This window comes from Altericroceibacterium spongiae, assembly GCF_003610805.1.
Taxonomy (GTDB): Bacteria; Pseudomonadota; Alphaproteobacteria; order Sphingomonadales; family Sphingomonadaceae; genus Altericroceibacterium; species Altericroceibacterium spongiae.
The window spans coordinates 17,845-36,824 of sequence record NZ_RAPF01000005.1 but is presented as its reverse complement, the minus strand read 5'-3'; the positions used below and the strand labels follow the sequence as shown (position 1 = coordinate 36,824).

Below are 18,980 nucleotides of genomic sequence, written 5' to 3'. Positions count from 1 at the left end.
ATCATGCTGGCGCCTTTTAGAACGGGCCGGTCCATCTGTGCTGTTTTTCGCACCTTACTTTACAGCAGAAAATGCATACAGCTTCGCATACTAAGCAATATCCTGCCGGAAACAGCGACCGTTTCCGCTCGTCTTCAGCAGTTGTCAATAGTGCAACATATCTGCGTCATTCTGCCGCAAACGGGTCTCGTCAGGTCGCTGTTTCAGACAGGGAGCGCAGAATAAACCGGCTCGATTTCCAGGCTGTGCGTACCCGAATCTCTTTCAAAGGCATCAGCACTCAAAGCGCTCATTCTATCGGCCGTTCACCGACAATATTGAGGCCATAACCGGAAAGTCCGATCAGAGAATGATGTGTATTGGTCAAGAGCACCATGTCACGCACATTCAATTCAGCAAGAATCTGCGCCCCGACACCGTAATCGCGCAGTTCTTCGACGCCGATCTTCTGATTCTCGCCCGATTGCGCCCGCGCCTCCATCAGACGTGACATCCAGCCCGGAGACTGGCGATTGATGACCACGACCACGCCCGCCCCTTCCTGGCCAATCAGTTCCATGGACCGGCTCAGCAGGCGGGACCGGGGCGTTTCCTCTCCGAACACATCTTCGAAAAAGGACAGGGCATGCATGCGCACCAGCGTCGGTTTTCCGGGTGTGATCCGGCCTTTGACCAGCGCCATGGTTTCATCGCCCGTCGCTTTGCTGAAATAGGATTGCGCCGTCCATTCGCCTCCCCAGCGGCTGAGGAAACGGCTTTCCGATCTCTTCTCGATCATCCTGTCATGCCGCCGCCGATATGCGATCAGATCGCGAATAGTGGCGATTTTGATGTCATGTTTACGCGCAAAGCCGATCAGATCGTCGAGCCGCGCCATCTTACCGTCATCACGCATGACTTCGCAGATGACACCCGAGGGATTAAGCCCCGCCAGCCGCGAAATATCCACAGCGGCCTCGGTATGTCCTGCACGCACCAGCACGCCGCCATCCTTTGCCCGAAGGGGGAAAACATGCCCCGGACTGACCAGCGCATCACCGCCAGCCGCTGCATCGATCGCCACCGATACGGTTCGCGCCCGGTCAGCCGCCGAAATACCAGTGTCGATGCCCTCACGCGCCTCGATCGAGACGGTAAAGGCCGTTTCATTACGAGACCGGTTATTGCTGACCATGGGCTGCAAGCCAAGCGCATCACATCGTTCGGACGTCAGAGCCAGACAGATGAGCCCGCGACCATGAGTTGCCATGAAGTTAATCGCATCGGGCGTCGCCATCTGTCCGGGAATAATCAGGTCGCCTTCATTCTCACGATCTTCATCGTCCACCAGAATATACATGCGCCCATTGCGAGCTTCGGCAATGATCTCCTCGATAGGAGCGAGAACCGGCCGTTCATCATTCGCATCGAGAACGGCGCGCAACTTGTTCAGCGTTTCGATAGTCGGATTCCAGCTATCCTCGAGACAATCCCGAAGCGTATTGGCATGCAGCCCGGCCGCTCTTGCAAGACCGGACCTTGAAATAGCACCCGATGTGATAGATTCGCGAACTTTTTCGATAGTTTGGCTCATAGGAGAGGCCATTATCACATCATAATGTGCAATCAAGCCCATGAGTCACATAGAAGTCTCATTCGTCTCCGACAGCGCGCATTTCGTCCTGACAAAACCTGCACGGACCTTGACGAAATCCAAGGTCAGGTGCGGCTGCCAGAGACACACGGCGCCGGATCAGAGCTATATTTCCATTCTGGGAGAAAAACTGGAGCGGGTAGCGGGAATCGAACCCGCATAACCAGCTTGGAAGGCTGGGGCTTTACCACTAAGCTATACCCGCTCGGGTGGCACACGCTTGCCACTGACTGACCTTATTCGTCAAGCGCCTGAATCACTATCCGTGTTTTCTTCAGCATTTTTGTCCGGCACCTTGGCCTCGGAACCGGTGTCACCCTCATCCTGATCGGGCGCCTCCACCTTCAGTTCGACGCGGCGATTGGCGGCTCTGCCTGCCTCATCCGGCGTACCATCGAGCTTGGCATTGGGCTCAGCCTGTCGCTGTTCACCCATGGGGATGACGCTGATACGCTTTTCATCCACACCATGATCGATCAGATAGTCAGCCACAACCTGCGCGCGTTTTTCCGAGACACGCAGATTGGCCTCGTCTCGCCCGGTCGAATCGGTGTGCCCCCACAAGATAACCGGCCAGCCGCGCGCGAGCTGATCCGATTTCAGCACGCGGTTCAGTTCGGCGAGCGCATTATCGTCAAGATCATTTCCACCGGCGGGAAAGCCGATCGTGGTTTCCAGGCTGGGCGGCGGAATATCGATCATAGGTTCAGGCGTAATGTCCGGCCGGATAATCGATGTAGTCGGTGTTTCGTCGGCTTCCTCGGGCACAGCAGCAGGCTTGGTCGAGGGCTCGGCCTCCGGAGCAGAACTATTGTCCTCCTCCTTCTTGCAGCCCGTTATGGCCAGCATGATCGCCACAGATGGTAACAGCCACGCAGTTCGCGTCATTCTCCTCTCCTCAAACCCCTTGCTTCTTGCCGGATTTAGCGGCTTTTTTCGCCGCTTGCTCTTCGGGCGTTTTGGTACGCGGGGGCGAAAAGGAAATGACCGTATCCCCCGGCCCCGGCTCAGGTGCGGAAGCATGGGTAAAAAACCGCATTTCGCCATCGGGATGCAGCAGCAACAGCATATTGGCTGCGTTGGGCAGGTTTTCCTTCGCCGCCTTCATATCGAAACGGTCCGACAGCCGCGTCTTGCGGAAAACCCAGCCTTCGAGATGGCGCTGATGCACATCGCTTACGCTGAAACCCGAGGTGAACAGCGCCCGCCCTCTTAAACTGTCAGGAAGGGCGCGCGGGTCTTCCTCGCTGACATTCTCACCCAGCTGATACACCGCATCGCGCCCGATTTCGAAAGCGAATTCATTACAGACCAGCGCATTATAGGCTTCGTTCTCAGTAGCAGCCACCAATACCTGAAACGGTGACAGATCGAGATTATGCTCGGTCGCCTCATTCAGAATTTCGCCGTGATAGGTCGGCAACCCGGCGGCCCGGGCCGGCTTCAAACGTTGCCAGCTGGCATCCACCAGCATGATCGGCGTGTCCAGATCGTGCAATTGCCTGGCGAGAGAAATTGTCCAGGGTGTCGCTCCGACGATCAACAGACCCGGCCGGGTAACACCCTTCACATTAAGCCAGCGCGCAACCAGATCGACGGTGAAACCATGCGCCACAATCGTCGCCACCACGACGGCGAAGCTCAAACCGATCAAAATGGTACCATCGGCATAACCCAGCTCACTCAGGCGCAGGGCGAACAGGCCCGAAATAGCCACCAGAACGATACCGCGCGGGGCGACCCAGGCCAGGAATAAACGCTCATTCCACGGAACCTTGCTGAATAGCAGGCTGAGCAGCACCGTGGCCGGGCGGACGACGAACAGGAGCGCCAGCAGAAACAGACCGAAGCGCCATTCGAACTGACGCACTGCTTCATAATTCAGCGAAGCCGACAACAGGATGAAAATGCCCGATACCAGCAGAACGGCAATATTCTGCTTGAAAGGGTGAATGGAACGCAGCGACTGCACATCCATATTGGCCAGCGCGATACCCATCACGGTTACGGCGACAAGCCCGGCCTCATGCTCGATCATGTTGCACAGCACGAAAACGCTCACCACAGTGACAAGCAGCACCGGAACTTTGAGATATTCGGGAACTTTACCGCGCGGAAAGGCCCAGGAAATCACCCATGCTGCGGCATAGCCGACAACCCCTGCCAGAGCAGCCGCGATGAGCATGGGCGGAACAACCTCAAAAACCGTTGCGCCATCCGCCGACAGGCGAAAATATTCATAGGCGATCACAGCGCACAGAGCGCCGAAAGGATCGTTTACGATGGCTTCCCATCTCAAAATAGCAGCCGGGCGCTGCTGAATATTGGACTGTCGCAGCAATGGCATGACCACTGTCGGCCCGGTCACCACCAGAATACCGGCAAAGAGAATAGCGACAGGCCAGACCAGTCCGGCGACGTAGTAAGCTGCCAGTGAGCCGAACAGCCACCCCAGAGGCACGCCCAACACTACCAGACGGGAAACGCCTTCACCGTATTTCTTCAGTTCGCGAAAATCGAGGCTGAGACCACCTTCGAACAGAATAAGGGCCACACCGATGGAGATCATCGGCTCCAGCATTTCTCCGAACGCGGCATCGGGATCGATAATTCCGAAAATAGGTCCAGCCAGAAAGCCAGCCGCCAGCATCAGAACGATAGCAGGCCAGCCAGTTCGCCAGGCCACCCACTGGGCTCCGATACCCAGAATGCCCACAAGGGCTATGATAAAGGCCTGATGTTCCATTCCCGTCCGTTAGTTATCGCACAGATATGTGCAGCCTGTTAATGCCCCGGCGTGCAAATCTATCCCGCCATCCGATCGGCAGCGGGATCAGCCGCAGGCAACTTCTCCCAGAGTGCCCGGTTTGTTTTCAACATGAAAGATGAAATGAGCGGCTCTATGTCGTTGATGAAACCGATACGGGCGTAAATGTCTGCCAGTCAGGCCCTCGCGCCAAAAACTGCCGCGTCATATCCGGCAGGCGCAGCGAGGACCGGCCTTATTCATTGCCGAACTGCATGATCGCCTGAGATGTCACTCCGGCTGCGCGCAGCTTTTCTCCCCCGCCAAGCTCATGCAGATCGATCACAAACAAAGCATGGTGCACATGCGCTCCCGCCTCTCGCAGAAGATCCACAGCAGCACATGCCGTTCCTCCCGTGGCGAGCAAATCATCCATCAGCAGCACCTTTTCGCCTGTGTCGATGGCGTTTGGATCGAGCTCCAAACGGGCATCGCCATATTCTAGCTGATAATCGATGCCGATCGTATCGAGCGGCAGCTTGCCAGGCTTGCGTAAAGGTACGAAACCAATGCCCAGACGCGCTGCCACCGCTGCACCGAAAATAAAACCCCGCGCTTCAATGCCTGCTACCGCCGAAGCATCGGCCATCTGTGCGCGATCGACGAGCCGATCAATCGTTGCTGCAAAACCCCGACCATGGGCAATGAGCGTAGTAATGTCGCGAAACAATATCCCCGGCTTGGGAAAATCGGGAATGGTTCGGACAATGGCCTTCAGTTCTGCGGGATCCATGCAAGGCTCCAGATGAGCAGCGCCCCTCTCACCTGTATGGTGGAGGGGCGCCCTTAAAATCAATCCAGACCGGATCAGTCATCCTGTCTGTTTTTATCGGGCTTCACTCTGGCCCATATCTGCTGCTTGGCCAGATAGGCAAGGATTGTTGCGAAGAGCAGGAAACCCAGCACCGGCCAGCCGGTCTGTTTGCGCTTGGGCAGGCTTGGTTCCGCCGTCCATGTGAGGAAAGCAGCAACATCCTGCGCCATCTGGTCGATCGTCGCTTCGGTGCCATCGGCATACGTGACCTGGCCATCCATGGTGAGAGGCGGTGCCATTGCGAGATTGAGATTGGCGAAATAAGGATTGTAATGCAGCCCGGCAGGGGTTTTCGCCTGAGGAAATTCCTCAAGCAGCTTTTCCGGTTGCTCCTGAAATCCCGTCAGCAGCGAATAGACATAGGCAGAGCCGTCATGCCGCGCCTTGGTCATCAGCGAAAGATCGGGCGGAACGGCATTGTTATTCGCCGCAGCGGCAGCCACTTCATTGGGATAGGGTGACGGGAAATAATCGGTCGGTTCACCCGATCGTGTCGTCGCTTCACCCGTATCGGGATCGACTCCCGGAACGGTCCAGCTGGCGGCTTCTGCTTTCACTTCCGCTTCCGAGTAACCCAGCTGCTCAAGATCGCGCATGGCGACGAATTTCAACGAATGGCAGGCGGAACAGACCTCTTTGTAAACCTGATAACCGCGTTGAAGTTGTTGCAGGTTCCACGTTCCGAAAGGCCCGTCACTCTGAAGATGAAGTTCCCTCGGATGTTTGTGAAATGCGTGTTCCGCCGTTTCCGGTGCCGGTTCCGTGATGGCGGTATAAGCGCCGGTCACGAAAGCCCACAGGACCGAAAGGGTGAAGAAGGCGCCTGCTGCGATTCCGATGATACGAATCATGGCTTTTACTCTCTCCTCGCGATCCGGTCAGACGGCCGGTTTCGTGTTTTCGCCGAGAACGGCCTTTTTGTCTTCGCCCAGCACCGCTTCGGTGATGGAGAAAGGCAGAGGCCTTGGTTTCTCGATCCTCGACACGATCGGAATGATCACGAGGAAATGCATGAAGTAATAGGCCGTGGCGATCTGGCTCAGCATCACATAGGGCTCTTCCGCCGGGGCCCCTCCGCAATAGAACAGTACTGCCATGGCCGGGATCAGACCAAACCAGAAGAACTTGCGGAAGAGCGGGCGATAATGGCCCGAGCGCACCGGTGAATTATCCAGCCAGGGCAGGAAGAACCACAGGAGAATGGCGCCAAACATCGCCATAACCCCCATCAGCTTCGCCGGGATGAACAGAATATCGGCCGTGAAAGCCCGCAAAATTGCGTAAAAGGGCCAGAAATACCATTCAGGCACAATATGCGCCGGCGTCGAAAGCGGGTTAGCTTCGATATAATTATCCGGATGACCGAGATAGTTAGGGAAAAAGAAGACGAAGGCGCAATAAAGCAGCAGGAAAACACCCAGCCCGAAACCATCCTTTGCCGTATAATAGGGATGGAACGGCACCGTATCGCTTTCGCTTTTCACTTCCACGCCGGTCGGATTGGTCGAGCCGGGTATGTGCAATGCCCAGATATGCAGAATAACCACACCGGCAATCACGAAAGGCAACAGAAAGTGAAGTGAGAAGAAACGGTTGAGTGCAGCATTATCGGGAGCGAACCCGCCCAGCAGCCATACTTGCAGCGGTTCGCCCACCAGCGGGATAGCGCTGAAAAGCCCGGTAATAACCTTGGCGCCCCAGAAGCTCATCTGCCCCCACGGAAGCACATAGCCCATAAAAGCGGTGGCCATCATCAGCAGGAAAATCACCACGCCGAGCAACCAGATCATTTCTCGCGGCGCCTTGTAGGAACCATAGAAAAAACCGCGAAAAATATGGAGATAGACAACTACGAAGAAGAAACTTGCGCCATTGGCATGGGCATAGCGCAACATCCAGCCCCAGTTTACATCGCGCATCAGATGCTCGGTCGAACCGAAAGCCACCAGCGAATTGGGCGCATAATGCATGGCCAGAATAACGCCGGTTACAATCTGCAACACCAGGCAAAAACCGGCGAGCACGCCGAAATTATACATGTAATTGAGATTGCGCGGCACCGGATAACCGGCCCCTACCGCATTATAGACCAGCCGGGGAAGCGGGAGCTTTTCATCCAGAAATCGCATGACGGGGTTTCTGGGTTCATAATGCTTGGCCCAAGGAAAGCTCATTTTCTTTCTCCTCGCCTCAGCCGATCAGAATGGTTGTATCGGATGTGAATTCGTAATCGGGCACAACCAGATTGGATGGCGCCGGACCTTTGCGAATGCGGGCTGCCGTGTCGTAACTCGACCCGTGGCAGGGGCAGAAATAACCGCCGAATTCACCGCGATTCTCTCCCTCGCCGGCTCCCAGCGGCACACAACCGAGATGCGTGCAGACACCCATGGTGACGAGGATATTGCGATGACCCTCTTTGGTCCGCTCCTCCAGCGTTTCAGGATCGCGCAGGCGGGACAGGGGCACCGCATCGGCTTCGTCCATCTCTTTCTGCGTGAGATTACGAACAAAGACCGGCTGTTTCCGGAAAACTGCCTTGATGGCCTGCCCCGGCTCGATTGCGGAAATATCCAGTTCGGTCGTGCTTTCGGCGAGAACGTCTTTCGACGGCGCCATCTGGCTGACCAATGGGATCAGCGTTACCAAACCACCAACACCAGCCGCCGAAACGGCTGCGATATTAATGAAATCACGGCGGCGAACGCCTGTTCCGTCCGCCTCTGGGGCCACCGCATCGCTTTGCGGGGTGCCAGTGCTCGTCGCCATCAGCCTTGCCCTACCCTGTTTGATCCGCACCGTGCAGAGACGGAGAGAATCAGTCATCCATTATTCAGCCGTGCTGTGAACGCCCCTCGTTCGGATGTTTTCGACAAACACTGTTCCGAACGTGTTGCATGCCGACCTGATTTTGGTGAATAACCGAGCAAAGCAGTATTGCCAACAGCCATTTTGCCTCGGCACCGAGACCTTAAGCTGCGAGGCCGATTAAAGAAAATTGCCGGCCATATGTCGGTTCGGCCCGATGGGTCGCCCGCCGATAGGAGAAAAAACGCTCAGGATCGGCATACGTGTCGAGCCCCAATCCGCTGACAGATCCCGCCCCGGCCCGTTCCAGCCTCGCTCTGACGTAACCTTCCAGGTCGAATTGCCAGTGCCCCGATTTTCCCGGGGCAAAAAAAGTTTCGTCTTCCGGCGCAAACTGCCCACGAAACCCTTCATCCACTTCATAGCTGGATTGCGCGATGGCAGGCCCGATCACAGCGGCAACCCGCTCCCGCCGGGCGCCGAGGCGTTCCATGAGATCGAGCGTCGCTTCGAGCACACCGCCATGCGCACCCCGCCAGCCGGCATGCGCCGCCGCCACTATTCCGGCCTCAGGATCAGCGAAAAGCACTGGCGCGCAATCGGCCGTTACAATACCCAGAGCGATACCCGGCCTGTCCGTAACCATCGCATCGGCTCGCGGGCGTTCATCCAGTTTCAGCCCGCGCTCGACAATAACGGCATCCGCCGAATGAACCTGATAAACCGTCGCAAGATCCGCCCCGGGAAGCACCGCTGCGACGGCACGACGACGATTTTCGCGAATATCCGCCGGATCGTCATCCGCACCGATACCGACATTGAGCCCGGCCACCACCCCGCGCGACACACCGCCGCGACGGCCGAGAAAACCGTGCGCTATGCCCGAGAGAGCCTCGGCCCGGATGACTTCCACAGATTCAGCCAAGGCTGCGGCTCACCTGTTCGAATGTATCGCGCGACAATTGCGGTGCGGCCGCGATCCGTTCCAGTTCGGCCCGCATCAAAGCTGCCCGTTCCGGTTCGGTTCGCCGCCAGCGCCCAAGCGGCGGCACGAAACGCGCCGCAGTTTGCGGATTGATCGGGTCGAGCGCGAGAATGCAATCGGCGATCATCCGGTACCCTTCACCATCTGCCGCATGGAAGGCCTGGGGATTGGCAGCGAAAGCCATGTAGAGAGAGCGCACCCGATTCGGATTTTTGAGTGTGAAATCGGGATGATCGGCCAGTGCTTTCACGTGATCGAGTGCTCTGGGATGGAGCGACTGCGCCTGAATCGCAAACCATTTGTCGATGGCCAGTGCATTGCCCTGATAGCGCTTATAGAAAGCTTGCAACACCTCTTCGCGTTCGGGAACGTCCAGCCCGGCCAGCGCGATCAGTGCGCTCTGGCGATCAGTCATATTATCAGCAGCATGATATTGCGCAGCGGCCATTTTAGCGGCTTTTTCAGGTGCACCTGCCGCGAGATAAATGAGAGTCTGCGCTCTCATTTTGCGCAGGCCTCGCGCTGCAGCGTCGCGCCGATACGGGCCGCCCGCTGCTCTGTCATGCAAGGCTTCAAGCAAAGCTTCGCATTGTTGTGCCAACCATGTCTTCAGCCCCTCACGCTCGCGATGAATGGCCTGCGGGTCGGATATGTCCAGCTGTTCGGCAAGGTAGGTCTGGCTGGGAAGAATCATCAGTTCTCCACGCATCAGATCGTCGAGCGCGGAGTCTTCAAGGACGGCGGTAAAAGCTTGCAGAATAGCGGCCCGCCCTTTGGTCCGATCCTCTGCGGATAATTCGCCGCGCAAAGCCTCAACCAGATGGCTCACGACGAGATCCTGCATCGCTTCATAACGGGCAAAAGGATCGTCATCCTTCGCCGCAAGAAAAACCAGATCCTCTCTGGCAATATCTCGCTCAATCGAAACGGGCGCGGAAAAGCCGCGATTGATCGAAATGATCGGCGCCTCATCATAGCCCGGAAAATCGAAGCTTTGCTCAGTGTCCCGCAGAACAATCAGCTCTTCTCCGCGATGCTCCTCCGTTGCCGGATCGAACAGGGCAATCCGCAGCGGAACGGGCATAGGTTGCTTATCGGGCTGGCCGGGTGTTGTCGGCACTTTCTGCGTCAGGCGAAGCCTTACCGTATCTCCGTCCTGTTCCTGCCGGACGATAATTTTCGGTGTTCCCGCCTGACTGTACCACAGACGAAACTGCCTCAGATCGAGCCCCGTCCCATCCTCGATCGCTTTGACAAAATCCTCACAGGTGGCGGCTTCCCCGTCATGCCGTGCGAAATAGAGATCGGTACCTTTGCGGAAACGCTCCTCTCCCGCCATTGTCCGCATCATACGGATCACTTCGGCGCCCTTATTATAAACGGTGGCGGTGTAGAAGTTAGAGATTTCGCGATAGGAATCGGGCCGGATAGGATGCGCCAGCGGGCCACTATCCTCGGGGAACTGGATGGACCGCAGAACCCGTACATCCTCGATCCGCTTTACCGGCTCGGAGCCCATATCCTGGCTGAAGAGCTGATCCCGTAAAACGGTGAAACCTTCTTTCAACGAGAGCTGGAACCAGTCACGGCAGGTAATCCGGTTGCCTGACCAGTTGTGGAAATATTCATGGCCGATCACTCCTTCGATGGCTTCGTAATCGCCATCAGTAGCGGTGTCGGCTTCGGCCAGAACATATTTCGTGTTGAAAATATTGAGGCCTTTATTTTCCATTGCCCCCATATTGAAATCGCTGACGGCAACCACATTGAACAGATCGAGATCATATTCCCGCCCAAATGTTTCCTCGTCCCATTTCATCGCTTTTTTAAGCGATTCCATGGCATGTCCGGTACGATCCAGATCACCTTCGCGAACCCAGATAGCGAGATCGACATCTCTGCCGTTCATTGTCGTGAAACGGTCTTTGCGGGAGACAAGATCCCCGGCAACAAGGGCAAAAAGATAAGAGGGTTTGGGCCAGGGATCGTGCCATTCCGCCCAATGGGAACCATCCTGATTTTCACCGCTGGCAACGCAATTGCCATTGGCGAGAAGCACAGGAAACTGTGCCTTATCCCCGCGCATCCGCACTGTATAGGTGGACAAAACGTCGGGCCTGTCGGGGAAAAAGGTGATCCGCCGGAAACCTTCCGCTTCGCACTGGGTGCAAAGCATTCCGTTGGACGCATAAAGCCCCATCAACTGACTGTTGGCAGAGGGATCGATTTCCGTCACCACTTCTACCAGATGCGCCTCTCCGGGCAAGGAAATGCGCAGATTATCGCCGGCCATCACCCAGCTATTGATGACTTCGCCATCCACTTTGACTTCGAGCGGCATCAATCCGTCACCATGCAGATCCAGCACCGGGCTGGCCGGTGCATCGGGGTTGCGCACCACTTCCAGACGTGAAGAAATACGTGTCTTTTCAAGGCCCAGTGAAAAATCGAACGTGACGCGCGGCAATAGCCAGGGGAAAGGTGCATAATCCTCGCGGCGGATCACGGGTGGGTGCAGCGGTTCGGAAGCGGCATCGGCCATTTCGGGATTGCCATCGGGCGTAGCGGGGTTGCGTGCAATATCCATAAGTTCAGCCATATCCTCTTTCGCGGCGCCTTTCAGCCTCTAGAATGCAGCCATGGCAAATATGTTCATTTTCGGCCTTGGCTATTCCGCCGGGCATATTCGCAAAGCGGCTCTGACACATGGCTGGCAGGTTGCCGCGACAGGGCGTGAAGGCGATGTGGATTTTGCAGACAGGGACGCTGTAAAGCGCGCAATTGAGCGATCCAGCCACATTTTATCGTCGGTTCCTCCTTCGCAAAACAGCGATCCTGTGCTGGATGAATATAGCGATTTGCTTACCGGCTTTTCCGGCTGGACCGGCTATCTTTCCTCCTCCGGAGTCTATGGCGATGCGAGGGGCGCATGGGTGGATGAATCCTCCCCGACAGGCCGGGGGCGACGGCAGGCGCGCTCTGCGGCGGATGCCCGATGGCTCGCTCTGGGTGCACGGGTTTTCCGTCTGCCGGGGATCTATGGGCCGGGCCGGAGCATGTTTGAACGAATCGCTTCAGGAAAAGCCCATCGTATTGATATAAAAGGACAAGTTTTCAGCCGAATCCATGTCGAGGATATTGCAAGCGGGGTGATGGCAGCCGCTTTGAACAGCTCGCCAGCGGGTGCCTACAACCTCGCTGACGACCGGCCATCGCCCCATAATGCGGTGGTGGAAGAGGCCTGCCGGATTCTGGGAAAAACCCCGCCTCCGATGCAAAAACTGGAAGAAGCGGGGCTGTCCGAGATGGCGAAAGGTTTCTACGCCGAAAATCGCCGCATCGCCAATGGCAAGGCAAAGCGCATACTCGGCTGGCAACCAAAATTCCCTGACTTTACAGCAGGTTTGCGTGCCATATGGGCAGCTCAGTCCTGAAAGCGGGACTTGGGCGGGATATGTTTGGCACGCAAAGCGACGACCATTCCCAAGAGGGCCAGAACGGCACCTAACAGGGCCAGAAGCGACCACTGATAGGCCTCAAACACGGTGGAGAGGACCATAGCGACGATCGGCACGATCACGCCGTTATAGGCTGCCCTGCCCGCGCCGATTTCGCGGATCAGGAAGAAATAGAGCGGGAAGGTCACCACCGATCCGAAAATGGCGAGATAGGCAATACCCGCCCAATATTCCCAGCTCGCGGGAAAGACCGGCGGGCCTGCCGTGACCCAGGCCATGATAAAATCGGCGAGCGTGCCCCACAGCATGGCCCAGAAGAGCAGCACCACCAGCGGGCGCTTGGCGGCGATAGGCGCCGCCTGCATAACATTGGCGGTCGAGGCCGAAAGCAAGCCGAGACCGGCAAAGATAATGCCGGGCAGAACATGGTCGACGCTCTGCGCCATGCGCGCTTCATGCGTCAGCAGCAGCACGATGCCCGCAAGGCCGATAATCGTGCCGAGCAGAAAGCGCGGGGTGATTTTCTGGCCCAGAAATATGCGCGCGAAAATCGAATTGGGCAGCATCAGCAGGCCGAACAGCACCGCCACCAGCCCCGACGTCAGATAGATTTCCGCCCGGTAGACGAAATTGAAATTCAGGAAGAATTGCGTGAGGCCGATCACAATTGCGGCGAGATGCCCGCCGGGGGTCATACGGAAATCGCGGGCCTTGAACAAAACCAGCACGCCCATGCCGATCGTGGCAAGGGTGAAGCGCCATGTGACCGACCAGCTGGGCGGCGCGACATCGAGCTGGCCCTTGATGACCAGCCAGGTCGAGCCCCAGATCAGGGCCACCAGCAGGAAAGGAATGGCCAGGCGCGGCCGGAGCAGCGCATGCGGTGGATTGACGCCGATCATAATGTACCAATCGCCTCCGCCAGCTTGCCGGCATGGTCGGCCGCGCTGTCCCAGCCGGCAACGAAGCGCGCCGCATCCTCGCCCCAGTCGTAAAAAGCGAAACCCTGCGCCCGCAGAGCAGCCCGCTCCTGCGCCGACATGCGGCAGAAAACTTCATTCGCCTCGACCGGATGGAGCAGCCGCGCCCCGGCCCCTGCGGCAATCAGCCCTGCGGCGTGATTTGCAGCCCGGGCATTAGCGAGCCACAGATCCTCTTCCAGCATGGCGAGCAATTGCGCGGCGAGATAACGCCCCTTGGATTGCAGATGCCCGGCCCGCATCCGGCGATAACGCGCCAGATCGGCCAGAGCAGGATCGAAAAACACGATGGCTTCGGCATTCATCGCACCATTCTTGATACAGCCGAAACTCAGCGCATCGGCCGGCCCTGCCGCTTCGGCGGGCGAACAGCCGAGAAAGGCCACGGCATTGGCAAACCGCGCCCCGTCCATATGGAAACCGAGCCCGCGGTCACGTGCCAGATCGCCCAGCGCCTGCAACTCCGCCGGTCGATAGACGCAGCCGCATTCATTGGCCTGCGTGATCGACAAGGCATGCGCTTTCACCTGATGAACATCGTCGCGAATCGGATCGAGCACGGCGCTGACCGATGCCGGGGTCACTCTGGCGTCCGCGCCTTCGGCAAGCAGCAATTTGGCGCCATGGAGATAGAAACCGGCCGCTCCGCCTTCATCCTTTTCGATATGCGCTTCGCGATGGCAAACCACCGCGCCATGCGGCTGCACCATGGTCGTCAGCGCCAGACAATTGGCGGCGGTTCCCGTCGCCACCCACAGCACCGCACAGTCGCGTCCGAACAGGTCCGAAAAGGCCGCATCGAGGCGCTGAGTCAGCCGGTCTCCGTCATATGCCAAATCGGGTTCGTCAGCCGCCTGCATCGCCTGCCAGATGCGCGGATGGACCTTTGCCGTATTGTCGGAAAGAAATTGCATAGGAACGCCTATGCCAACGCATGTGTTTGACGCAAGTAAGGAGACTGAAAAATCATGGATGAGAAGATAGAAATTCAGCGCGAAGACCATGTCACCCATGGCGCCTATACTGTCGCCCTGCCCAATAGCGGCGAACAGGCCGAACTGACCTGGCAAGCGGCAGGCGAAGCGCGCATTGCCGATCACACCTATGTCCCCGATGCCATGCGCGGCAAGGGAATCGCCGCCGAACTGGTGAAAGCGCTGGTGGCCGATGCGCGAGAGAAGGGTTTTACCGTGGTTCCGCAATGCAGCTATGTCGATGCCGCCTTCCGCCGCCATCCCGAATGGGCCGATATTCTCGCGGAAACCGAAAGCTGACACGCGCCGGCGCGGTGCCCCCTGAGGACTCCGGCGGACCGCTATTCCCGTTCTGCCGATGAAAAGAGGAAGCCGATGGTGCTGCTGGGGAGGATTGAACTCCCGGCCTCACCCTTACCAAGGGTGCGCTCTACCACTGAGCTACAGCAGCATAACCATCGCGAAATGCCGGGCTGAAAGTTCTCGCCTCGGCAGGGGCGCGCTCTTGGCGATAGCGCGCCCTCTTGTCAAGCGCTGCTGTCGAGGGCAGTGCAATTTCCATGACACGCGGAACCGATACATCCATGAGCAAGGAAGAAAGACTGGCAGCCAAATTGCGGGAGAATCTCCGTCGGCGCAAAGCCCAGTCGCGCCAGATGGCCAGCCCCCATATTTCCGAAAAGAACAAAAATACCGCATCACAGGGCAATGACGGGAAAGCGCCCCTTCCCAAAGACGAAGCGAAAAGCTAACCGCCTCATTTCCGACCGTCCCCGGGCCGTTCATTTTCAGCCTGATAGCCTCCAGGAGCGACATTACCATGCCTACGCTTATTCTCGTTCGTCATGGCCAGAGCCAGTGGAATCTCGAAAACCGTTTCACCGGCTGGTGGGATGTCGACCTGACCGAAAAGGGCATTGCCGAAGCGCGTGCTGCCGGTGAACTGCTCGGCGTGAAGAATCTTCTGCCGACCCGCGCTTTCACCTCGCTCCAGACCCGCGCCATCAAGACGCTGCATCTCGCCCTCGAAGCGAGCAACCGCCTGTGGATTCCGGAAGTGAAGGACTGGCGCCTCAATGAACGCCATTATGGCGGACTGACCGGCCTCAACAAAGCCGAAACAGCGGAAAAGCACGGGGAGGAGCAGGTCCATATCTGGCGCCGCAGCTTCGATGTGCCGCCGCCCGAAATGGAACAGGGCAGCACGTTCGATCTGTCCGCCGATCCTCGCTATGCCGGGATCGACGTACCGCAGACCGAAAGCCTGAAACTCACGATTGAGCGCGTGCTGCCTTATTGGGAAAGCGACATCAAACCGGTTCTCGCCAGCGGGGAAACGGTTATCATTTCCGCCCACGGCAATTCGCTGCGTGCGCTGGTGAAGCATCTCTCCGATATTTCGGATGACGATATTACCGGCCTCGAAATCCCGACCGGTCAGCCGATCGTTTATGATTTCGACGATGCTATGCAGCCCGGCGAACGCCATTATCTGAAGGATCGCTGAGCCATGGCTCCCGTTTCCGACACCGCCCCCAAAATCGCCATCATCATGGGCAGCCAGTCCGACTGGCCGACCATGAAATGCGCCGCCACCGTGCTGGACGAACTGGGTGTGGCCTATGATGCGCGAATCGTATCCGCGCATCGCACGCCCGACCGGATGTACGATTTTGCGCGCAATGCCGCGGCAGAAGGTTTTCAGGTCATCATTGCAGGGGCGGGCGGCGCTGCCCATCTTCCCGGCATGGTTGCCGCGCTTACCCATCTTCCCGTTCTGGGCGTTCCGGTGAAAAGCCGTGCGCTGAGCGGGCAGGACAGTCTGCTTTCCATCGTCCAGATGCCCGCCGGAGTGCCCACCGGCACACTCGCCATCGGCGAAGCGGGGGCCACCAATGCCGGATTGATGGCGGCATCGATTCTCGGCCTGCAGGATGCAGGCATTTCTCAACGCCTGCAGGACTGGCGCGCAGCCCGCAGCGCCGCCGTGGCGGAAAGGCCTTCAGACGACTGACATGATTGAACCGGGCGCGACTATCGGAATTCTCGGCGGCGGCCAGCTTGGCCGGATGCTGTCCATGGCGGCGGCGCAACTGGGCTATCGCTGCCATATCTATGCGCCGGAAAGCCAGAGCGTTGCCGGCGATGTCAGCGCGCGCTTCACCAGCGCGCCATGGCACACACAAGGCGCCCTCGCCGCCTTCGCCCGGCAATGCGATGTCATCACCTATGAATTCGAGAATGTGCCGGTCGAGCCGCTCGCCGCAATCGAAGCGGACAAGCTGGCCCCCGGCCCGCAGGCGCTGGAAGTGGCGCAGGACCGCCTCGCCGAAAAACGTTTTGCTGAGGATGTCGGCGGGCGGCCCGCCCCCTATGCCCCGGTCGATACGCGCGAAGAACTGCTCGCCGCTTTCGATCGTCTCGGCCCCGGTATCCTCAAAACCCGCCGGGAAGGCTATGACGGCAAGGGCCAGTGGCGCCTGGCGGCACGGGAAGACGCCGAGACACTGGACATGTCGCGCGGCGGACTGATCTATGAGGCGCTGGTTCGCTTCGAAGCGGAATTCTCGGTCATTCTGGTGCGCGGCCGGGATGGTGAAATCCGTTTCTGGGACAGTGCGCATAACGAACATGAGAGTGGCATTCTCGCCCGCTCCACCCTGCCAGCCCCCGATGCCGTGATCCGTCAGGTGGACGAAGCGCGCGGGCTGGCTGCGGCTGTGGCCGAAAAGCTCGGCTATGTCGGGGTGCTGACGCTGGAATTTTTCGCCACCGGGGACGGGCCGGTTTTCAACGAAATGGCCCCGCGCGTACATAATTCGGGCCATTGGAGCATCGAAGGCGCAGTCACCAGCCAGTTCGAAAACCATATACGCGCGATTTGCGGATTGCCGCTCGGCGATACCGCACTGGCCGGGGACCGGGTCGAAATGCGCAATCTGATCGGCACAGATGGAGGCGAAGCCGCGCACTGTCTCTCCGACCCGCAGGCGCACCTCCATTTCTACGGCAAGGGCGAGGCGCGGTCGGGGCGCAAAATGGGCCATGTCACCTATATTTACCGCGAGCCGGCCCGGTGAGCGCGCCGGACATCGTCTTCGTGGTCGCCCGCGCGACCAATGGGGTGATCGGCCGGGACGGTGCCGTTCCCTGGAAGATCCGCGCCGATCTCCGGCGATTCAAACGCCTTACCGACGGCACGCCCATGATTATGGGCCGCAAGACTTTCGAAAGCCTGCCCGGCCTGCTGCCGGGCCGCCGCCATATCGTGCTGACGCGCGATGCCGGATGGCAGGCCGATGGGGCGGAAGTGGCACATAATGTCGAACAAGCGCTGGAGATGGCGGCGGCCGACCGGATCTCGATTATCGGCGGAGCGGAAATCTATGCCGCTTTCATGCCCTATGCGACGCATATCGAACTGACCGAAATTCATGACAGGACACAAGGCGATACGGTGATGGCCCCGCCCGGGCCCGACTGGGAGGAAGTGGCGCGCGAGGATCATCCGGCCAGCGGCGACGATCCGGCCTTTTCCTTCGTCACCCTGATTCGCGATTCTGTCCGCAATCCCGGAGAGCAGCCCTCATGACCTGGCTCGATCACCGCCAGCCCGTGCCGGATAATCTGCGCGGCGCGATCATTGCGCTGGGCAATTTCGACGGTTTCCATCTCGGCCATCAGAAAGTGGTCGCCGAAGCGGTGGAATGGGCGCGCAGCGAAGGGCGCCCGGTGATCGTCGCGACTTTCGATCCGCATCCGGTACGCCATTTCGCTCCGCATATCCCGCCTTTCCGGCTTACCACCCTGCCGCAACGGCACGAATTGTTCACCGCCGCCGGGGCCGATGCGATGCTGGTGTTCCATTTCGACAAGGCTCTCGCCAATACCACCGCGCAGGATTTCGTGATCCGCCTGCTGGGCGAGCATATCGGTGCGGCCGGTGTGGTGACGGGCGATGATTTCACTTTCGGCAAGGATCGCGGCGGCAATTGCGCACTGCTCGCCGAATGGGCGGCAGGCATGGGAATCGGCACGCGCACGGTCGCTCCGGTGCGCGATGGCGGCGCGGTGATTTCGTCCAGCCGGATTCGCGATCTGCTGAAAGCGGGCGAGGTGGAAAATGCCGCCCGGCTGCTGACCCGCCCTTTCGCCCTGCGCGCACCGGTGCAGCATGGCGATAAGCGCGGACGGGAAATCGGCTTTCCCACCGCCAATATGGATATCGGCCATTATCTGCGCCCGCGCTATGGCATCTATGCCGTCACAGCGCGGATCATCGATACGGGCGAGGAGCTGAAAGGGGCCGCCAATATGGGCGTGCGTCCGACATTCCAGCCGCCCAAGGAATTGCTCGAACCGCATTATTTCGGTTTCAAGGGCGATCTGTACGGCCGCGAAATCGAAGTGCGGCTGCACCATTTCCTGCGCCCCGAAATCAAATTCGATTCGCTCGACGAACTGGTCGCGCAAATGGCGATGGATTGCGCACAGGCCCGCCGGCTGCTCGCCTGAATCTTGT

Annotated in this window: 19 protein-coding genes and 2 tRNA genes; 8 read left to right on the top strand and 13 right to left on the bottom strand. The window is 58.6% G+C overall.

Going from position 1 to position 18,980, the window contains the following annotated elements; all coding sequences use genetic code 11:
- Nucleotides 1-289: 289 nt before the first annotated feature.
- The 10 genes from ribB to pepN all read right to left on the bottom strand — a co-directional run bounded on the left by ribB (nucleotide 290) and on the right by pepN (nucleotide 11,633).
- Nucleotides 290-1,573 carry a 3,4-dihydroxy-2-butanone-4-phosphate synthase gene (gene ribB / locus D6851_RS10330; RefSeq protein WP_120325088.1) on the bottom strand — a complete coding sequence of 428 codons (1,284 nt, stop codon included), beginning with the start codon at nucleotides 1,571-1,573 and terminating at the stop codon, nucleotides 290-292.
- Nucleotides 1,574-1,764: 191 nt separating this feature from the next.
- Nucleotides 1,765-1,838 (bottom strand) — tRNA-Gly (locus D6851_RS10320).
- Between the two features lie 38 nt (nucleotides 1,839-1,876).
- Nucleotides 1,877-2,521, bottom strand: a complete 645-nt coding sequence (locus D6851_RS10315) for an OmpA family protein (protein ID WP_120324831.1) — start codon at nucleotides 2,519-2,521, stop codon at nucleotides 1,877-1,879.
- Nucleotides 2,522-2,531: 10 nt separating this feature from the next.
- A complete protein-coding gene (locus tag D6851_RS10310) occupies nucleotides 2,532-4,379 on the bottom strand; it encodes a cation:proton antiporter (protein WP_120324830.1) in 1,848 nt (615 codons plus the stop codon).
- A 256-nt stretch (nucleotides 4,380-4,635) separates the two neighbouring features.
- On the bottom strand, nucleotides 4,636-5,172 hold the full coding sequence (locus tag D6851_RS10305) for an adenine phosphoribosyltransferase (protein WP_120324829.1): 537 nt from the start codon (nucleotides 5,170-5,172) through the stop codon (nucleotides 4,636-4,638).
- 74 nt (nucleotides 5,173-5,246) lie between these two features.
- A complete protein-coding gene (locus D6851_RS10295) occupies nucleotides 5,247-6,104 on the bottom strand; it encodes a cytochrome c1 (RefSeq protein WP_120324828.1) in 858 nt (285 codons plus the stop codon).
- Nucleotides 6,105-6,131: 27 nt separating this feature from the next.
- Nucleotides 6,132-7,427: a cytochrome b gene (locus tag D6851_RS10290; protein WP_120324827.1), complete on the bottom strand. Its 1,296-nt coding sequence runs from the start codon at nucleotides 7,425-7,427 to the stop codon at nucleotides 6,132-6,134.
- Nucleotides 7,428-7,443: 16 nt separating this feature from the next.
- On the bottom strand, nucleotides 7,444-8,022 hold the full coding sequence (gene petA / locus D6851_RS10285) for a ubiquinol-cytochrome c reductase iron-sulfur subunit (RefSeq protein WP_120324826.1): 579 nt from the start codon (nucleotides 8,020-8,022) through the stop codon (nucleotides 7,444-7,446).
- Nucleotides 8,023-8,224: 202 nt separating this feature from the next.
- Nucleotides 8,225-8,986 carry a peptidoglycan editing factor PgeF gene (pgeF, locus tag D6851_RS10280; protein ID WP_120324825.1) on the bottom strand — a complete coding sequence of 254 codons (762 nt, stop codon included), beginning with the start codon at nucleotides 8,984-8,986 and terminating at the stop codon, nucleotides 8,225-8,227.
- Nucleotides 8,979-11,633, bottom strand: a complete 2,655-nt coding sequence (pepN, locus tag D6851_RS10275) for an aminopeptidase N (protein WP_120325086.1) — start codon at nucleotides 11,631-11,633, stop codon at nucleotides 8,979-8,981. The genes pgeF and pepN overlap by 8 nt, the downstream gene beginning before the upstream one ends.
- A 52-nt stretch (nucleotides 11,634-11,685) precedes the next feature.
- Here pepN and D6851_RS10270 point away from each other — a divergent pair, with 52 nt between their 5' ends.
- Entirely contained in the window at nucleotides 11,686-12,480 is a 795-nt protein-coding gene (locus tag D6851_RS10270; RefSeq protein WP_120324824.1) for a Rossmann-fold NAD(P)-binding domain-containing protein, read from the top strand.
- On the opposite strand, the gene D6851_RS10265 is transcribed toward D6851_RS10270, so the two are convergent.
- Both D6851_RS10265 and D6851_RS10260 read right to left on the bottom strand, forming a co-directional pair.
- On the bottom strand, nucleotides 12,471-13,406 hold the full coding sequence (locus tag D6851_RS10265; RefSeq protein ID WP_120324823.1) for a DMT family transporter: 936 nt from the start codon (nucleotides 13,404-13,406) through the stop codon (nucleotides 12,471-12,473). The genes D6851_RS10270 and D6851_RS10265 overlap by 10 nt on opposite strands.
- Complete coding sequence (locus D6851_RS10260) at nucleotides 13,403-14,398, bottom strand: threonine aldolase family protein (protein ID WP_120324822.1); 996 nt, start codon at nucleotides 14,396-14,398, stop codon at nucleotides 13,403-13,405. Before D6851_RS10260 ends, D6851_RS10265 begins: the two co-directional genes overlap by 4 nt.
- A 54-nt stretch (nucleotides 14,399-14,452) precedes the next feature.
- On the opposite strand from D6851_RS10260, the gene D6851_RS10255 reads away from it, so the two are divergent.
- Entirely contained in the window at nucleotides 14,453-14,758 is a 306-nt protein-coding gene (locus D6851_RS10255; protein WP_120324821.1) for a GNAT family N-acetyltransferase, read from the top strand.
- A gap of 76 nt (nucleotides 14,759-14,834) precedes the next feature.
- On the opposite strand, the gene D6851_RS10250 is transcribed toward D6851_RS10255, so the two are convergent.
- Nucleotides 14,835-14,909: transfer RNA gene (locus tag D6851_RS10250), tRNA-Thr, on the bottom strand.
- 109 nt (nucleotides 14,910-15,018) lie between these two features.
- Here D6851_RS10250 and D6851_RS10245 point away from each other — a divergent pair.
- From D6851_RS10245 to D6851_RS10220, 6 genes are all read left to right on the top strand, one after another.
- Entirely contained in the window at nucleotides 15,019-15,210 is a 192-nt protein-coding gene (locus D6851_RS10245) for a hypothetical protein (RefSeq protein WP_120324820.1), read from the top strand.
- A 68-nt stretch (nucleotides 15,211-15,278) separates the two neighbouring features.
- Nucleotides 15,279-15,965 (top strand): 2,3-diphosphoglycerate-dependent phosphoglycerate mutase, encoded by a 687-nt coding sequence (gene gpmA / locus D6851_RS10240; RefSeq protein ID WP_120324819.1) that lies wholly within the window; start codon nucleotides 15,279-15,281, stop codon nucleotides 15,963-15,965.
- A 3-nt stretch (nucleotides 15,966-15,968) separates the two neighbouring features.
- Complete coding sequence (gene purE / locus D6851_RS10235) at nucleotides 15,969-16,472, top strand: 5-(carboxyamino)imidazole ribonucleotide mutase (protein WP_238474033.1); 504 nt, start codon at nucleotides 15,969-15,971, stop codon at nucleotides 16,470-16,472.
- A gap of 1 nt (nucleotide 16,473) precedes the next feature.
- Nucleotides 16,474-17,538, top strand: coding sequence for a 5-(carboxyamino)imidazole ribonucleotide synthase (locus D6851_RS10230; RefSeq protein WP_120324818.1), 1,065 nt, complete (start codon nucleotides 16,474-16,476; stop codon nucleotides 17,536-17,538).
- On the top strand, nucleotides 17,535-18,050 hold the full coding sequence (locus D6851_RS10225) for a dihydrofolate reductase (RefSeq protein WP_120324817.1): 516 nt from the start codon (nucleotides 17,535-17,537) through the stop codon (nucleotides 18,048-18,050). Before D6851_RS10230 ends, D6851_RS10225 begins: the two co-directional genes overlap by 4 nt.
- Nucleotides 18,047-18,973, top strand: a complete 927-nt coding sequence (locus D6851_RS10220) for a bifunctional riboflavin kinase/FAD synthetase (protein ID WP_120324816.1) — start codon at nucleotides 18,047-18,049, stop codon at nucleotides 18,971-18,973. Before D6851_RS10225 ends, D6851_RS10220 begins: the two co-directional genes overlap by 4 nt.
- The last annotated feature ends 7 nt before the right edge of the window (nucleotides 18,974-18,980 follow it).